Annotated in this window: 15 protein-coding genes; 10 read left to right on the forward strand and 5 right to left on the reverse strand. The window is 74.1% G+C overall.

Features of this window, described 5'->3' with window-relative positions:
* Positions 1 to 288: 288 nt before the first annotated feature.
* Entirely contained in the window at positions 289 to 918 is a 630-nt protein-coding gene (locus ACH4K1_RS15275; RefSeq protein ID WP_398089682.1) for a uridine kinase, read from the reverse strand.
* Positions 919 to 1,168: 250 nt separating this feature from the next.
* Between ACH4K1_RS15275 and ACH4K1_RS15280 the strand changes: the two genes are divergently transcribed.
* From ACH4K1_RS15280 to ACH4K1_RS15300, 5 genes are all read left to right on the forward strand, one after another.
* Positions 1,169 to 2,560: a peptidase C39 family protein gene (locus ACH4K1_RS15280; protein ID WP_398089684.1), complete on the forward strand. Its 1,392-nt coding sequence runs from the start codon at positions 1,169 to 1,171 to the stop codon at positions 2,558 to 2,560.
* 98 nt (positions 2,561 to 2,658) lie between these two features.
* On the forward strand, positions 2,659 to 2,823 hold the full coding sequence (locus tag ACH4K1_RS15285) for a hypothetical protein (protein WP_398089686.1): 165 nt from the start codon (positions 2,659 to 2,661) through the stop codon (positions 2,821 to 2,823).
* Positions 2,824 to 2,965: 142 nt separating this feature from the next.
* Positions 2,966 to 4,033 (forward strand): potassium channel family protein, encoded by a 1,068-nt coding sequence (locus tag ACH4K1_RS15290; RefSeq protein WP_398089688.1) that lies wholly within the window; start codon positions 2,966 to 2,968, stop codon positions 4,031 to 4,033.
* Between the two features lie 113 nt (positions 4,034 to 4,146).
* Complete coding sequence (locus ACH4K1_RS15295) at positions 4,147 to 5,058, forward strand: aldose 1-epimerase family protein (RefSeq protein WP_398089690.1); 912 nt, start codon at positions 4,147 to 4,149, stop codon at positions 5,056 to 5,058.
* Between the two features lie 234 nt (positions 5,059 to 5,292).
* Positions 5,293 to 6,210, forward strand: a complete 918-nt coding sequence (locus ACH4K1_RS15300; RefSeq protein WP_398089691.1) for a hypothetical protein — start codon at positions 5,293 to 5,295, stop codon at positions 6,208 to 6,210.
* A gap of 11 nt (positions 6,211 to 6,221) precedes the next feature.
* On the opposite strand, the gene ACH4K1_RS15305 is transcribed toward ACH4K1_RS15300, so the two are convergent.
* The gene (locus ACH4K1_RS15305) at positions 6,222 to 7,502 is read right to left on the reverse strand and encodes a YhgE/Pip domain-containing protein (RefSeq protein WP_398089693.1); all 1,281 of its coding nucleotides are present in this window, start codon (positions 7,500 to 7,502) and stop codon (positions 6,222 to 6,224) included.
* Positions 7,499 to 8,377 carry a 3-hydroxyacyl-CoA dehydrogenase family protein gene (locus ACH4K1_RS15310; RefSeq protein ID WP_398089695.1) on the reverse strand — a complete coding sequence of 293 codons (879 nt, stop codon included), beginning with the start codon at positions 8,375 to 8,377 and terminating at the stop codon, positions 7,499 to 7,501. Before ACH4K1_RS15310 ends, ACH4K1_RS15305 begins: the two co-directional genes overlap by 4 nt.
* Positions 8,378 to 8,982: 605 nt before the next feature.
* Between ACH4K1_RS15310 and ACH4K1_RS15315 the strand changes: the two genes are divergently transcribed.
* A complete protein-coding gene (locus tag ACH4K1_RS15315; RefSeq protein WP_398089697.1) occupies positions 8,983 to 10,155 on the forward strand; it encodes an acyl-CoA dehydrogenase family protein in 1,173 nt (390 codons plus the stop codon).
* On the opposite strand, the gene ACH4K1_RS15320 is transcribed toward ACH4K1_RS15315, so the two are convergent.
* Positions 10,118 to 10,423: a hypothetical protein gene (locus tag ACH4K1_RS15320; RefSeq protein ID WP_398089699.1), complete on the reverse strand. Its 306-nt coding sequence runs from the start codon at positions 10,421 to 10,423 to the stop codon at positions 10,118 to 10,120. The two genes, ACH4K1_RS15315 and ACH4K1_RS15320, sit on opposite strands and share 38 nt — an antisense overlap.
* Positions 10,424 to 10,581: 158 nt before the next feature.
* A complete protein-coding gene (locus tag ACH4K1_RS15325) occupies positions 10,582 to 10,980 on the reverse strand; it encodes a hypothetical protein (RefSeq protein WP_398089701.1) in 399 nt (132 codons plus the stop codon).
* A 199-nt stretch (positions 10,981 to 11,179) separates the two neighbouring features.
* Here ACH4K1_RS15325 and ACH4K1_RS15330 point away from each other — a divergent pair, with 199 nt between their 5' ends.
* From ACH4K1_RS15330 to fxsA, 4 genes are all read left to right on the forward strand, one after another.
* A complete protein-coding gene (locus ACH4K1_RS15330; RefSeq protein ID WP_073769944.1) occupies positions 11,180 to 11,620 on the forward strand; it encodes an Lrp/AsnC family transcriptional regulator in 441 nt (146 codons plus the stop codon).
* Between the two features lie 71 nt (positions 11,621 to 11,691).
* The gene (locus tag ACH4K1_RS15335) at positions 11,692 to 13,338 is read left to right on the forward strand and encodes an amidohydrolase (protein WP_398089703.1); all 1,647 of its coding nucleotides are present in this window, start codon (positions 11,692 to 11,694) and stop codon (positions 13,336 to 13,338) included.
* A 513-nt stretch (positions 13,339 to 13,851) separates the two neighbouring features.
* The gene (locus ACH4K1_RS15340) at positions 13,852 to 14,619 is read left to right on the forward strand and encodes a polyprenol monophosphomannose synthase (protein ID WP_398089705.1); all 768 of its coding nucleotides are present in this window, start codon (positions 13,852 to 13,854) and stop codon (positions 14,617 to 14,619) included.
* A gap of 150 nt (positions 14,620 to 14,769) precedes the next feature.
* A complete protein-coding gene (fxsA, locus tag ACH4K1_RS15345) occupies positions 14,770 to 15,378 on the forward strand; it encodes an FxsA family membrane protein (protein ID WP_398089707.1) in 609 nt (202 codons plus the stop codon).
* The last annotated feature ends 181 nt before the right edge of the window (positions 15,379 to 15,559 follow it).

Here is a 15,559-nt window from a genome sequence, read left to right on the forward strand (position 1 = left end):
TCACGGCGCGGGGGAAGGGAATTGACCACACCGAGGTGCATCGTACCCGCGCAGGGGGGAGCGTCCGCCCGATGATCGAGCGCCGGGTCGGTGACCGTGAGTGAGTGAGTCGCTCTGCGTGGTCGCCGGAACGGTGCGGGGAGCGCAGGGCGAAGCCCCCGATCACGGGGGAACAACCGGGGGCTTCGCGTCTGCGGGGGCTCCGAAAAGCCGCACAATGAGAACGTAAGACCAGTAAGGGCCCTCGGTCAAGCAGAGTTGGGGCCTTCGGAGCCGAAATCCGACGGCTCATCGGGGCGGTCCGCCCCGGCTACCGTCCGTGATGGAGCGGTTCGCTCCCGCTGTCGCGCCCGGCCCCGGCAGCCACGCGTATCCCTCCGGCAACTGGCGTACCAGTACGTCGGCATGGGGACGTGAGGGGTCTTCGGCGAAATGCCGGTCCTCGGCACGCGTCCACCCGTCCCAGAACCGGGTGAGCGCGGCGCCGTCCCGCCGCCGTCCCCGCTCCCAGGACGCCTCGCGCCCCCACTCCATCCAGCACAGCGCCGCCAGCCACGGCCGCACCTCCCGGCGCCCCGCGCCGACCCCCTCCACCAGCACGACGGGGGCCGGCCCCAGGGTCCGCGCCGGTCCGAAGCGGCGCTCCGTCCAGTCGTAGGGGGCGTAGCGCGCGCACTCGCCGCGCGAGAGCGGCAGGAGCACCTGGTCCCGCAGCCGTCCCGTCCAGCCGAACAGCTCCTCGTGCGTGGCGAGATCGTCCAGATGGAGGACCGGCGCACCGCCCAGCGCCGCGGCGAGGCGGGCGGCGAAGGTGCTCTTGCCCGACCCGGCGTGGCCGTCCACTGCGACCAGCCGGACCGGCCCGCAGGAGGGGGGCAGTGCAGCGAGGTCATCGGCGTGGCGGGCCAGGTCGTCCATGGCCCCAGGGTACGTTCCGGCACGCGGGTTCCCGGGAGCCTGCGCAGGCCGCCCCCTGGGCTTGAGGGACCGGTCCGCCAGTGGTCCAGACCCATATTGGTCCGGTGGCCCCCGCCGAACCGCTGGCCCGACCCGGCCGCCACCCGGGATAGTTGGCGCACCGCACCGCACCGCACCGCACCGCCTTGCACCGCACCCCTTCGCACGGCACCCGCAGACCACCTTCCGCATCCGACCGGGGGTCACGCCCATGACCAGTCCGACTTCGCGCAGAACCGTTCTGACCGCCGCGATCGCCGCCGCGACCGGCGCCGGCACGGTGGCCTCCGCCGCGTCCGGGGCCTTCGCCTCCGCCGCCCCACCGGCGCCCCACGTCCCCTCCGCACCCCACGTCCCCTCCGCCGCTCCGAAGACCTCCGTGGACAACCGCTTCTGGCACACGTACACCGACTGGCGCTGCGGCGAGGGCGACGGAGCCCGGGTGCTCCCCGGCCCCCGGCCCGGCCTGGTGATCGCGGCCCCGGCGGGCCGCACCGACTACACCGATCCGCACACCGGTACGACGACCGCGTGGGAGTACGCCACCTGGACCTCTCCCGTGCACCGCTCCGCCGTCCCCGCCACCGAGGTGATCGCCTCCTGGAACGCCCGTACCCCGGCCGGCACCTGGATCCAGATCGAGCTGAGCGGCCGGTACGCGGACGGCGCCGCGACCCCCTGGTTCGTGATGGGCCGCTGGGCGTCGGGCGACGGAGACGTCCGCCGGACCTCCGTGGACGGCCAGGGCGACCCGCACAGCTCCGTGTGGACGGACACCTTCTCGGTGGACGACCCGGCGAGCGGGGTGCGGCTGGTCTCCTACCGGCTGCGGCTCACGCTGTACCGCGCCCCGGGCAGCCGCCTCACCCCGACCGTGTGGCGGGTCGGCGCGATGGCCTCCGACGTACCGGACCGCTTCACCGTGCCCGCCAGCACCCCGGCACTCGCCCGTGAACTGCCCGTGCCCCGCTACTCGCAGAACGTCCACATCGGGCAGTACCCCGAGTACGACAACGGCGGCGAGGCCTGGTGCAGCCCCACCTCCTCGCAGATGATCATCGAGTACTGGGGCCGCCGCCCCACCGCCCGGGACCTCGCCTGGGTCAAGCCCGGTCTGCCCGACCCCCAGGTCTGCCACGCCGCCCGGCACACCTACGACTACCAGTACGAGGGCTGCGGGAACTGGCCGTTCAACGCCGCGTACGCCGCGACGTACCGCGACCTGAACGCCGTCGTCACCCGGCTCGGCTCGCTGACCGACGTGGAACGGCTGGTCCGCGTCGGCATCCCCGTCATCACCTCCCAGTCCTTCCTGAAGGAGGAGCTGACCGGCGCCGGATACGGAACGGCCGGCCACCTGATGACGGTCGTCGGGTTCACCCCTGAGGGCGACGTCATCGCCAACGACCCCGCCTCACCCGACAACGAGGCGGTCCGCCGGGTCTACCGACGGCGCGAGTGGGAGAACATCTGGCTGCGGACGAAGCGCTACGACGCCAACGGCAACGTCAGAAGCGGCACGGGCGGGGTCTGCTACCTCTACTGGCCCACGGACGTCTCGCCGTCCCGGCGGCGCGTGCTGGCCTCCCTCGGCATCGGCTGACCGCACCGGCCGGGAGGGCTCCCCCGGTCGTGCGGCGCGGGCGCTCGTGCGACGCTCGATGCGTCCGGTCCGCCGCCTCCGAGGACAAGGAGCGACTGATGGCCCACCACCACAAGCCGAACGAAGAGGTCGAGGGCGATCCCGACACCGGTCACGGAGGCGGGATGCCCCGCCGCCCCGACGAGAGGAAGCTGGAGGAGCGCCTGGCGGAGGACCGCGAGGAAGCGGACCTCCCGCCGGACCCGGGCAGCCGCGACGGCTGACCGGCGCCCTCCCGGCACGGCCGCCCCGCCGGGCCCCCGGCGGGGGCGGCCACGCGCGTACGACCTGCCCGGTCCGGTCCGCCCCCCCCGGGCCCGCATCCTCCGGTGGTCGCCGCTCCGGTCGTGCCGGAGACTCGGCCCTGTGGACGTTCAGGGCGAGGACCAGGCCGATCGGCAGCCCCGGTTCGGGTTCCCCCGCCGGGTACGCGGACCGTTCTCGATCATCGTGTCGCGGCTCGCGATCGCCTTCGGGTTCATCGTCCTCGGCACGGTGGTGGTCTTCCTCGGCCGCAGCGGCTACCGGGACTCCACCGGGCACCCCCTCGGTCTGCTGACGAGCTTCTACTACTCGGCCGTCACCCTGACCACCATCGGGTACGGGGACGTCGTCCCGGCCAGCGACTCGGCGCGCGTCGTGAACACCTTGGTGATCACACCCCTGCGCCTCGGCTTCCTGCTGGTCCTGGTCGGCACCACGATCAGCGCCCTGACGGAGCGGACCCGGGCCGAGTGGCGCGAGCAGAGCTGGAGGAGCAAGGTGCGACAGCACACCGTGGTGGTCGGCTACGGCACCAAGGGCCGGGCGGCGGTGGCCACGCTGCGGGAGCGGGGCACGCGGCCGGGGGAGATCGTCGTGGTCGACGTCGGCGCGGGCGCCGTCGGAGAGGCGAACCGCCACGGCATCGTCGGCATCGTCGGGGACGGCACCCGCTCCGAGGTGCTGGCCCGGGCGGAACTCGGCAAGGCGGGGCACGTGCTGATCGCCACCGCGAGCGACGAAACCGCCGTCCTCGCGGCCCTGACCGCCCGCCGGATGAACGCCACCGCCGTCATCACCGCCTCCGTGGCCCGCGCCGAGAACGTCGCGCTGCTGCGCGAAGGCGGCGCGGACAACGTCATCACCTCCTCCGAGACGGCCGGACACCTGCTCGGCGTCGCGTCGCTGAGCCCTTCGGTCGGCACCGTGCTGGAGGAGCTGCTCTCCGCCGGACTCGGGCTGGAGGTCGCGGAACGCTCTCCGGACCCGGCGGAGGTCGGCCGCGACCCCCGGCAGGTCTCCGAGCCCGTGCTGGCCGTGGTCCGCGACGGCGAGCCCCTGCGCTACAGCGACCCCCGCGTCGGAGCCGTCCGCGCCGACGACCGCCTGGTCATCGCCCGCGAAACGCCCGGGGCCCGCCGCCGGGGAGCCGGCCGGGACGAGAAGGGCTGAGCGGCGCCCGGAGCATGCCGCGGCGGAGCCGTACGGAGCAGGAAGCCCGCCCGATCGGCCGACACCGGGCCGCGGCCGGTACCGCCTTGACCCCGGCGGACAGTGATGAACCCATGAGCGAGAACACCACAGGAGAGCAGTACCGGCTGGCGGCGGGCGACTACGCGGCGACGGTCACGGAGACGGGCGCGGGCCTCCGGGAGCTGAGCCACCGCGGCGAACCGCTCCTGCTCTCGTACGGCCCCGACGAACCGGCCCCGGCGGCCTTCGGCCAGTTGCTGATCCCCTGGCCCAACCGGGTCGACCGCGGCCGCTACACCTTCGACGGCACGGAGTACCGACTCGACGTGTCCGAACCCGAGCTGGACTGCGCGATCCACGGCCTCGTCCGGTGGACGACCTGGCGGCCCGTCCGGCAGGACCCGCACGCCGTCACCCTCGCCTACGCCCTGCACGGGTCGACGGGCTACCCGTTCCGCCTCGACCTCGCCGTCACGTACACCCTGGACGCCGGCAGCGGCCTCACCGTCCGGGTCGTGGCCCGCAACGCCGGCACCCGCCCCGCCCCGTACGCCCACGGCGCGCACCCCTACCTGACGGTCGGCGAACCGCTCGACGACTGCGTGCTGACGCTGCCCGGCCGCCGCTACCAGCCGGTCGGCGAGCGGATGCTCCCCTCCGGCCCGACGGCCGACGCCACGGGCACGAAGTACGACTTCACCGCCCCGCGCCGCATCGGTGCGCAGACCCTCGACGTCGCTTTCACCGATCTCGACCGCGACGCGGACGGGCGCGCCTGGGTCCGCCTGGAGGGCTCGCGCCGCGCCACCCGCTTCTGGCTGGACGAGGCCCAGCCGTGGCTGGAGGTCTACACGGCGGACCGGGTGCCGCCCGCCTCCCACCGCCGTGGCATCGGCGTCGAACCGATGACGGGCCCGCCGAACGCCCTGGCCACCGGCACCGACCTGATCACGCTCGCCCCGGGGGAGTCGTACACGGGCGGCTGGGGCGTCGTCCGCGGCTGACCCCGGTCTGCCCCGTCCCCCCCCCGAGTTGCCGGGACCAGGCCGGTCCCGTTCCCTGGAACAGGGGCCGCCGCACGGGGGCACCGAGCGGGGCCGCCTCTCCGCGGCGGGCAGCGGTCTCGGTGGCCGCCGCGGCGATCGTCGGTGCGGACCTCACCGCGCCCCCGAGCGCGGTGCCACGCCCCCCGGCCGGGGAACCGAGGGCCCGGCCGCTCCGGAAGAGGGACGGTCATCATGGCGCGAGAACTGCTGGCACTGCAGGTGATACCCGCGAAGGTGCTGCGGATCAGCGCCTCCGACGGCCGGGTGGACACCTTCGTCGAGGAGGCGGGCGACGCGCCCGACGGCATCGTCGTGGACTCCCGTACCGCCTACTGGACCACCATGGGCGAGCCGCTGACGGACCCAGGCGCCTCCGGCGAGGAGGGGCAGGACTTCTCCCGCCGCAACGGCGGCGTCCACGCCGTGGGCCTGGACGGCGGCGCCCGGCGCGACGTGGTCCCGCCGGGAGCGGTCACGACCGGCAAGCAGCTCACCGGCGACGGAGCCGGCACGCTCTACTGGGGGGACCGGGAGGGCCGCCGGGTCAGCCGGGTCCGGGTGGACGGCGGCGGCCTGGCCGACCTCGTGGTGAACCCCGCCGCCGACGGCATCATGGCCGAGTGCGTCGGGGTGGCGGTCGACCCGGCCCGGGGCTTTCTGTACTGGACCCAGAAGGGCCCCGCCAAGGGGGGTCGGGGCCGCATCCTGCGTGCGGGGCTGGAGCTCCCGCCCGGTGAGACCGCCGCGGACCGTTCGGACGTCGAGGTGCTCTGGGACGGGCTGCCCGAGCCCATCGACCTCCACCTCGACGGCGATCGGCTGCACTGGACCGACCGCGGCGCACCGCCCTCCGGCAATACGCTCAACCGCGCGCCCGTCCCGGAACCCGGCGGGCGAGGACAGGACCCCGAGATCCTCGCGGACGGGTTCGCCGAGGCGATCGGCCTCGCCGTCGACCGGGAAGAGGGCATCGCCTACGTCTCCGACCTGGGCGGCTCCCTCCGCGCGGTGCCCCTGCCCGACGGCCGCGCCGCAGGCCGGGCCCCGTACACGCTCGCCGCGCCGGGCCACCCGCTGACCGGACTCTGCCTCCTGCCCGGGGGGTCCTGACGGACCTCCCGTCAGCTCGGCTGCGGCACCATGCGGTGCAGGCCCTTGCGGTCGTAGTAGCGGGTCATCAGGAAGCCGAAGACGAGCGCGAGGACGAACCCGACCGCGAGCATGATCCAGGCGCGGGCCAGACCGGCGTCGGCGCGGGCGTCGAAGTACAGGATGGCCCGGACGCCGGAGACGAGCTGGCGCATGGGCTCGAACGCGCCGAGGAACCGGTAGAAGCCGGGTACGGCCTCCAGCGGGATCGTGGCCCCGGAGGACGGCAGGGCCAGGGCGATGAACACGAACATCGACACGATCTGGCCGATGCTGCCGAAGGCCGCGTTGATCGCCTGGACGCCCAGCCCCACGCTCAGGCACGAGCAGTACGAGAACAGCGCGAGCAGCGGCACGTGCGAGGCGTCCATCCCCAGCACGGTGATGCACGCGAGCATCACCAGGGCGGTCATCGGCAGGCACAGCACCGCCGTCATGGCCGACTTCAGCAGCAGGGTCTCCGTGCGGTTGACGGGAACGGTGCGGTGGCGCGTGTGCCACGGCCCGATCTCCGCGTCCGCGTACCCCAGGGCGGTGTCGACGCCGTTGTGGATGATGTTGCCGCCCAGGAACCCCGCCAGGACGAGCAGCAGCGTGTAGTAGAACGCGCTGAGCCCCAGCCCGCTGTGGTCGCCGATCGGATGCCCGGTCCTGGTGACCACCGCGACCGGGTCGTCGAGCAGCAGGTTCTCCGCAGCGCCGGCGTCGGCGAAGGCCGGTGAGGAGCTGAGCTGCTTGCCGATCCCCGTCGACGCCTTCTGCGCGGCCTGCTGGGCGATCCGGGACGCGAAGGACGAACCGAAGCTGCCCATGCCGGGGTTGGTGAGCACGGTCAGGGTGGGCCGGGTGGCGTCGCGCCCGCCGAGCGACCGGACGTCGTCCGTGAAGCCCTTCGGGATGACGAGGGCTCCGTAGACCTTCCCGGAGGCGAGCTCGTCCTCGAGTTCCGCGGTGTCCAGCTGCCGCCACCGCACCTCGTCGGACGAGGACGCGTCGATGACCTGAGCGCTGATCAGGGCGCCCAGGTTCCGGTCGGCCCCCGGCAGCGGCCTGCCCGCGTCCTCGTTCACCAGGGCGACCGGGAACTTGTGCAGGCGGTCCTCCGGATTGAGGATGCCCCCCATGTAGAGCAGGGACAGCACCAGGGCGACCAGGGCGGTGAGCAGTCCGGGGACGAGCCACAGCTTCGGGCGTCCGAGCAGTGCCCGGAGCCTCCCGGCGTCGACGGCCGTCCGGTGGCGTTCGGAGGTCATGCGGTCGCGTCGGGCCGGTCGTACGTGTAGAAGCCCTGGCCCGTCTTGACGCCGAGGTGGCCCGCGTCCACGTACTTCCCGAGCAGCTCCCGGGGGCCGGAGGAGAGGTGGGGGTTCTCGTCGGCGTAGTGGTTCTCGATGTCCAGGACCACGTCGAGTCCCACCTGGTCCATCATGCGGAAGGGACCGGCCTCCAGACCCATGTTGATCTTCCACATCTCGTCGACGTCCTGCGGGGTGGAGACCCCCTCCGCCACCACCGAGAGCGCCTCGCGTTTGATGGCGGCCCAGATGCGGTTGAAGATGAAGCCGGTCGACTCCTTGTGCGCCTCGAACGGGAACACCCCGTACTTGGGCAGCTCCTTCTTCAGCAACTCCATGACGGCGGGGGCGGTCGCGCCGTCCGACATGATGTCGACGGCGTTCTGCCGGGGCGGCATGTAGAAGTGCATGTTCAGCACCCGCTCGGGACGGCTGACCCGGTCGATGAACTCGCTCGACGCGTACGAGGAGGAGTTGCTCGCCAGGATCGCGTCGGAGGCCGCCGTGCGGTCGAGCTCACCGAAGATCTCCTTCTTCAGGTCGAGGCGCTCGGGCACGGCCTCGACCACGAGCCAGGCGTCCGACAGGGCCTCGGCCAGGTCGTCGGTGACGACCACCCGGCCCGCCCTGCCGCCGTCGATGCGCTTGACGAGGTCGGGAAGCTGCTCCTCGACGTAGCCGCGTGCGGCGGCGCCCGCCTCGCCGGACTTGTCGTGGATGCGGACCAGCCCGCCGCGGTCGGCGAACATCAGCGCGATCCGGCGCCCGAGGGTGCCCGCGCCGATGACCGCGACCGGCCGTTCCTCGATGTTCCCGGGAAGCGTGAAGGACATGGGTGCGCCTTTTCTCGTACGGATGCCGCTGCCGTGCGTCGGCTGCCGGATCAGTTTCGGCCCGGGGCCGCCGGGCGGCGAACGGAGGCCGCCGTACGGGGGATACGGCACGGCGGGGGCCAGGGGGCGCACCCGGGGCACGTGCCCGGCCGGGGCGACCGCGCACGAAGGGGCGGGCGCCGGCCCGGCATCCGCCCCCCCCGGCGCCCGTCCGCACCGAGGGACCGGGCCCGCGCGGTCCGGATCGGGGGCGCGGAGGCGCCGGCCGGACTCCGGGCGGACGGCGCCCGGTCGGCACGGACGCGATCGGCCTTCGGGGAAGCCGGGGAAGGACCGGTCCCGCAGGGGGCAATGGTGCGGACCAATTCATCGGCCCCGCAGGGCTCGTCGGGCCCGTGACCTGCTCCGTCACCCCGTGACGGGAGCCGTCCGATCGGGCATACTCAACGCGCCACAGCCGATGGCCGTGCCCCCGTGATCCGGACGGGCAGGATCGGCGGGGCAGTCTGTTTTTCCCGGGTCACTTCCGGGGGATCACCCGGCGGCGCCTCTCCCACCCCGAGCGCGCGACCGTCGCAACGCCCGACAGGGAGGAGAGCGCCGTCATGACCGACCGTGCCCCGCAGCCGGTGGAACGCCGTCTGCCCACCGAGGAGTCCCGGCAGCTCGTCGAGCTCGTCCGCGACATCGTGTCGAAGGAGATCGCTCCCCGGGCGGCCGAGGAGGAGGAAGCGGGCGTCTTCCCCCGGGAGGTCTTCTCCCTCCTGTCCGAGTCCGGACTCCTGGGTCTGCCGTACGACTCCGCCCACGGCGGCGGCGACCAGCCCTACGAGGTCTACCTCCAGGTCCTGGAGGAACTGGCCGCCGCCCGGCTCACCGTCGGACTCGGCGTCAGCGTCCACTCCCTGGCCTGCCACGCCCTCGCGGGCTACGGAACCGACGAGCAGCGGGCCGCCCACCTCCCGGACATGCTCTCCGGCGGCCTGCTGGGCGCCTACTGCCTCTCCGAACCCGCCTCCGGCTCCGACGCGGCCTCGCTGCGCACCAAGGCCGTGCGGGACGGGGACGACTGGATCGTCACCGGCACCAAGGCGTGGATCACCCACGGCGGCGTCGCGGACTTCTGCACCGTGCTGGCCAGGACCGGCGTCGAGGGCCCCCGCGGCATCACGGCCTTCCTCGTCCCCGGCGACGCCGAGGGGCTGAGCGCCGCGCTCCCCGAGAAGAAGATGGGGATGAAGGGCTCGCCCACCGCCCAGCTCCACTTCGACGGCGTACGGGTCGGCGACGACCGGCGCATCGGCGAGGAGGGCCAGGGCTTCGCCATCGCCCTGTCCGCCCTCGACTCCGGCCGGCTCGGCATCGCCGCGTGTGCCGTCGGCGTCGCCCAGGCGGCCCTGGACGAGGCCGTGCGGTACGCCACCGACCGGCGGCAGTTCGGCCGTCCCATCGCGGACTTCCAGGGGCTGAGGTTCATGCTCGCCGACATGGCCACCCAGATCGAGGCCGGCCGGGCGCTCTACCTGGAGGCGGCGCGGCTGCGGGACGCGGGGGAGCCGTTCTCCCGGCAGGCCGCCATGGCGAAGCTGTTCTGCACCGACGCGGCCATGCGGGTCACCACCGACGCCGTCCAGGTGCTCGGCGGATACGGCTACACGCTCGACTTCCCGGTCGAACGGCTGATGCGCGAGGCGAAGGTGCTCCAGATCGTGGAGGGCACCAACCAGATCCAGCGCATGGTCATCGCGCGCCACCTCGCAGGTCCCGAAACGCGCTGAACCGGGGCGACCCCTCGGACCAGGAGGGGAGCGCCGCGGCCTGGTTCCACTCCGCGTCGCGGCGGCCCGGCACCGTACGCCCGGCGCTCTCCCACTGGCTGAGCAGCGCGCTGTAGATCGGCGGGTCCACGGGGGAGCCCATGGGGGAGGCCCCGGTGGCCCGGGGCAGCGGCTGAGCGGGCGCTCCCGGCTGCGGAACCGATTCTTCGGGGGCGGGAGAGGCGAGTCGGCGGCGACCCGAACCGACGGACGAAGGCAGCGTGGTCATACCGGGCCAACGCGGCGGGGCGCACCGGGGTCACTGCCGCGCCGATTCGACCGCCCGTTCGTGGGCGTCCCCGCCGCGCGCCGGTGACCGGGAGAGGGGGCCTCCGGCACCACGGCGGCCGGGCCGGCGCGGTGCGGGGCGTCTCCAGGGCGTACGGGTCAGGCGGCGTCGCGCCGCATCCGCGGCACGCGCAGCGGACGGGAGCCGGGCCCGCCGGCGTGCGAGAAGGGCTGCATCCGCCAGTCGAGGCCCTGGGGGAGCGTCAGCAGCAGCCCGGTCTCCTGCTCCTGGAGCTCCAGCGTCTCGTCCGCGGGCCTGGCGTCGGCCACCCCGCGGCCGGTCCCGGCGCAGACGGTGAGGACGAAGGGGTTCCACGGCGAGGGGCACCGGGCGTGTTCCGGCAGGGCGTCCTCGTCGGCCAGCAGCGCGATGGGCTGGGCGCAGTCCGGGCAGATCACCCGGACCATCTCGAACATGTCGTACGCGTCGGCGTCCCCGTCGTCGTCCGGTTCGACAGGCTCCGGTTCGGTACGTCCGGTGAGCTTCAGGCTCTGCATGAATTCCCCCTCGGGTGGGCCGGCGAGGCGCCGTGGCCTCGACCACAGCAAGCACTGCCCGCGGCGCGTGGCCGATAACCGCGAGGCGGCCCGCTACCGACCCGTAGACATGTGGCATTCGTCACATGCCGCCCGCAGGTGCCCTCCCGCGGCCCGTACGACTGTGCCGACCGGCCCCCGGGGCCCTAGGTTGATCCATATGGAGGAGCTGGACCGTCAGATCGTCGATTTGCTCGTCAAGGACGGGCGGATGAGCTACACCGACCTGGGCAAGGCCACGGGCCTGTCCACCTCGGCGGTTCATCAGCGCGTCCGCCGACTGGAGCAGCGCGGGGTGATCCGCGGCTATGCCGCGGTCGTCGACCCCGAGGCGGTCGGGCTGCCGCTCACCGCGTTCATCTCGGTGAAGCCGTTCGACCCGAGCGCCCCCGACGACATCGCCGAGCGGCTCTCCGGAGTGCCCGAACTGGAGGCGTGCCACAGCGTCGCCGGGGACGAGAACTACATCCTCAAGGTGCGGGTGGCGACCCCGCTGGAGCTGGAGCACCTGCTCACCCGCATCCGCACCCTGGCGGGCGTCTCGACCCGGACCACGGTCGTCCTGTCCACCCCCTACGAGGCCCGCCCCCCGCGGATCTGAGCACCGGACGACCCCTCCGCCGGAGGGGGGCCGGGGGCCGGACGGCGGGCGGCAGGCGCGAGACTGGTCCCATGAGCCAGAGCACCGCCCCCCAGAGCGCCCCCGACCACCGCACCATGCTGCTGCGCGGCGGCGACGTCCACAGCCCCGCCGACCCGTTCGCCACCGCGATGGTCGTCGAACGGGGGCATATCGCCTGGGTGGGGTCCGAGGGGGCGGCGGACGCCTTCGCGAGCGGGGTGGACGAGGTGGTCGACCTCGAAGGCGCCCTGGTCACCCCGGCGTTCACCGACGCCCATGTGCACACCACCGCCACCGGCCTGGCCCTGACCGGACTCGACCTCTCCGGCGCCCGCACCCTCCCCGAGGCCCTCGGCCTCGTCCGCGCGTTCGCCGCCGCCCGTCCTGCCGGGGACGTCCTGCTCGGGCACGGCTGGGACGCCGCCCGCTGGCCCGAGCGGCGCCACCCCTCGCGCGCCGAACTCGACGAGGCGGCCGGCGGCCGGGCCCTCTACCTGCCGCGGATCGACGTCCACTCCGCCGTCGTCACCACGGCCCTGCTGGACCTCGTCCCCGGCGTCACCGCGATGCGCGGTTACCACCCGGACGGGCCGCTGACCGACGACGCCCACCACGCGGTCCGGGCCGCCGCCCACGGCGCGCTCTCCGCCGCCCAGCGGACCGCCGCCCAGCGCGCCGCCCTCGACCACGCCGCCTCCCTCGGCATCGGCAGCGTGCACGAGTGCGGCGGGCCCGAGATCTCCGACGAGGAGGACTTCACCGCCCTGCTCGCGCTCGCCGCCGACCGGCCGGGACCGCGCGTCCTCGGACTCTGGGCCGAGGAGGTCGGGAACGAGAAGGACGCCCGGCGCATCCGCGAACTCGGCGCGATCGGCGCGGCCGGCGACCTCTTCGTCGACGGCTCCCTCGGCTCGCACACCGCCTGCCTGCACCAGCCCTACGCCGACGCCCCGCACACCGGCGCCGCCCACCTGGACGCCGCGCGGATCGCCGCCCATGTCGCCGCCTGCACCGAGGCGGGCCTCCAGGCCGGTTTCCACGCCATCGGCGACGCCGCGGTCACCGCGGTCGTGGACGGGGTCAGGTCCGCCGCCGAGAAGCTCGGCCTCGACCGGATCCGGGCCGCCCGGCACCGCGTCGAGCACGCCGAGATGCTCACCCCCGAGACGATCGCCGCCTTCGCGGAGCTGGGTCTCACCGCCTCCGTCCAACCCGCCTTCGACGCCGCGTGGGGCGGCCCGGGGGGCATGTACGCCGAGCGCCTCGGCGCGGAGCGGGCCGCCGGGCTCAACCCGTACGCGGCGCTGCTGCGCGCCGGGGTGCCGCTCGCCTTCGGCTCCGACAGCCCGGTCACCCCGCTCGACCCGTGGGGCACCGTGCGGGCCGCCGCCCACCACCGCACCCCGGAGCACCGCGTCTCCGTCCGCGCCGCCTTCACCGCCCACACCCGGGGCGGCTGGCGGGCCGTCGGCCGTGACGACGGGGGCCTGCTGGTACCGGGCGCCCCGGCCGACTACGCCGTCTGGCGCACCGCGGAACTCCTGGTCCAGGCCCCCGACGACCGGGTCGCGCGGTGGTCCACCGACCCCCGGTCCGGGACGCCCGGCCTGCCCGATCTGACGCCCGGGGCCGACCTCCCGGTCTGCCTGCGGACCGTGGTCCTCGGACAAACGGTCTACGTGCGACCGAACGAGTGACGTCAGGGCATGTCGCGCCGCCGGCCGACGGCCCGACCGCCGGTCCGCGACCTGCGCCCCTGCGGCGCTGACCAGGCGGTTCCCCGAGAATGCGCAGGTCGCACGGGTGTTGACAGAAAGCGGCCGGAGGCCGGTAGGTTCGGCGGGTCCACCACAGGACGTCCGACCGGTCGAACCTCCACGCAGTCGTCGAACGCCGCTGGGTCATGAGGTGGCGTGCCGCACCGGCCCGCCGCCACTGACAGCCAGGTTCAGCGCCCGCGCCTCGGGGGCGAGAGAAGGTCTCGGCCGGACGGAGGGTGGGATCCGGGTGGGGCCCGGACGCTCAGTAGACAACGGCTTTCGGGCGACCCGCAGCCAGCGGGCCCCGGGCCGGCCCGAAGGGCGCCGGGCCCCGACCCGCAGCCACCCGGCGGAACCCGCAGTCGCGGCGGGTTCCGCGGTGGGCGCGGCTCCCGGCGGCCCGCGCGCTGGATATGGTGTCCCCCTGTGTACGGACTCTAAGGGGCAGTAGTGAACGACGGCGGTCAGAGGCGGTTCGGCCCGCTCGGCAAGGTCCTGGTGATCATTCCGACCTACAACGAGGCCGAGAACATCGGACCGATCGTCGCCCGGGTGCGCACCGCCGTCCCGGACGCCGACATCCTGGTGGCCGACGACAACAGCCCCGACGGCACCGGCAAGGCGGCCGACGAGATCGCGGCCGCCGACGGCCAGGTCCACGTCCTGCACCGCAATGGCAAGGAAGGGCTCGGCGCCGCCTACCTCGCCGGTTTCGCCTGGGGGCGCGAGAACGGCTACGGCGTCCTCGTCGAGATGGACGCCGACGGCTCCCACCAGCCCGAGGAGCTGCCCCGGCTGCTCACCGCGCTCAAGGGCGCCGACCTGGTCCTCGGCTCCCGCTGGGTGCCCGGCGGCCGCGTGGTCAACTGGCCCAAGAGCCGCGAGGTCATCTCGCGCGGCGGCAGCCTCTACTCCCGGCTCGCCCTCGGCCTCTCCGTCCGGGACGTCACCGGCGGCTACCGCGCCTTCCGCACCGGGACGCTCGACGGCCTCGGGCTGGGCGAGGTCGCTTCGCAGGGCTACTGCTTCCAGGTGGACCTCGCCCGCCGCGCGGTCGAGGCCGGCTACCACGTGGTCGAGGTCCCCATCACCTTCGTCGACCGGGAGATCGGCGACTCGAAGATGAGCCGGGACATCCTCGTCGAGGCGTTGTGGCGGGTCACCGGCTGGGGCATCGCCTCCCGCACCAACAAGGTCCTGGGCCGCAAGAACCTCTGACGCCCTGGGTGCGGGGCCGCGGGCCGGGCCGCCGGGCACGGCGGCCGGGGACGGCAGGCGCGGACCGCGGGCCGGAGAAGGCCGGGTCCGGGACCGTTCCATGATCACCCCCTTACGCGGCCCGCACCCCGGTACGGGCACACTGGGAGCATGACGACCGGCACCCCGCCCCCGACCCGTCCCCGACGCTCGCGCATCCGCAGATTCCTCCCGCCGGCGCTGGTCGCCTGGCTGGTCCTGGAAGTGTGGCTGCTGACCCTGGTCGCCTCGGCCGCGGGCGGCCTCACCGTCCTGCTGATCCTGGTGGCCGGAGCCGCGCTCGGCTCCGTGGTCATCAAGAGCGCCGGCCGGCGCGCCTTCAAGAACCTCACCGAGACCCTCCAGCGGATGCCGGGGCAGCCCGGCGCCTCCGCCGAGCCCGCGGGCGCGATCGCGGGCGGCAAGGGCTCCCGGGGCAACGGACTGCTGATGCTGGGCGGGCTGCTGCTCCTGATCCCGGGCCTGATCTCGGACGCGGTCGGCCTGATCCTGCTGGTGCCCCCGGTGCGCACCCTGATCAGCCGCTCCACGGAGCGCTCCCTGGAACGCCGGATGCGGGCCGCGGCGCCGGGCGCCTTCTCGGACGCCTTCCAGCAGGCGAGGATCCACCGGCCGGACGGAAAGGTGGTCCAGGGCGAGGTCATCCGCGAGGACGGCCCCCGGCCGCCCTCCGGGCCGGACGACGACCCCCGAGGGCCCCGGCCGCCCCTCACCCCCTGAGACGGGACGCGGCGGCCCCGCCGGGGGCCGCCGCACGCCGTCCGGAAGCCCGGGCTGGGGGCATGCCAAGAGCCGCGGGGGGGGGGGTCGGTGGCAACGACCCAAAAGCAGATCTACAAACACAACAAGAAGACACACATACAGAATAGCAACCTAGACGAGAGGGAGATAGGATTGTAGA

The organism is Streptomyces sp. NPDC017448 (assembly GCF_044330565.1).
GTDB lineage: Bacteria > Actinomycetota > Actinomycetes > Streptomycetales > Streptomycetaceae > Streptomyces.

Bases quoted from the DNA above. Each gene is read 5' to 3' on its own strand.
- ACH4K1_RS15305 (WP_398089693.1), bottom strand. From the start codon at position 7,502: ATGACCTCCGAACGCCACCGGACGGCCGTCGACGCCGGGAGGCTCCGG.
- ACH4K1_RS15320 (WP_398089699.1), bottom strand. From the start codon at position 10,423: ATGACCACGCTGCCTTCGTCCGTCGGTTCGGGTCGCCGCCGACTCGCC.
- ACH4K1_RS15295 (WP_398089690.1), top strand. From the start codon at position 4,147: ATGAGCGAGAACACCACAGGAGAGCAGTACCGGCTGGCGGCGGGCGAC.
- ACH4K1_RS15310 (WP_398089695.1), bottom strand. From the start codon at position 8,377: ATGTCCTTCACGCTTCCCGGGAACATCGAGGAACGGCCGGTCGCGGTC.
- ACH4K1_RS15280 (WP_398089684.1), top strand. From the start codon at position 1,169: ATGACCAGTCCGACTTCGCGCAGAACCGTTCTGACCGCCGCGATCGCC.
- ACH4K1_RS15275 (WP_398089682.1), bottom strand. From the start codon at position 918: ATGGACGACCTGGCCCGCCACGCCGATGACCTCGCTGCACTGCCCCCC.
- ACH4K1_RS15330 (WP_073769944.1), top strand. From the start codon at position 11,180: ATGGAGGAGCTGGACCGTCAGATCGTCGATTTGCTCGTCAAGGACGGG.
- ACH4K1_RS15285 (WP_398089686.1), top strand. From the start codon at position 2,659: ATGGCCCACCACCACAAGCCGAACGAAGAGGTCGAGGGCGATCCCGAC.
- ACH4K1_RS15335 (WP_398089703.1), top strand. From the start codon at position 11,692: ATGAGCCAGAGCACCGCCCCCCAGAGCGCCCCCGACCACCGCACCATG.
- ACH4K1_RS15300 (WP_398089691.1), top strand. From the start codon at position 5,293: ATGGCGCGAGAACTGCTGGCACTGCAGGTGATACCCGCGAAGGTGCTG.
- ACH4K1_RS15315 (WP_398089697.1), top strand. From the start codon at position 8,983: ATGACCGACCGTGCCCCGCAGCCGGTGGAACGCCGTCTGCCCACCGAG.
- fxsA (WP_398089707.1), top strand. From the start codon at position 14,770: ATGACGACCGGCACCCCGCCCCCGACCCGTCCCCGACGCTCGCGCATC.
- ACH4K1_RS15325 (WP_398089701.1), bottom strand. From the start codon at position 10,980: ATGCAGAGCCTGAAGCTCACCGGACGTACCGAACCGGAGCCTGTCGAA.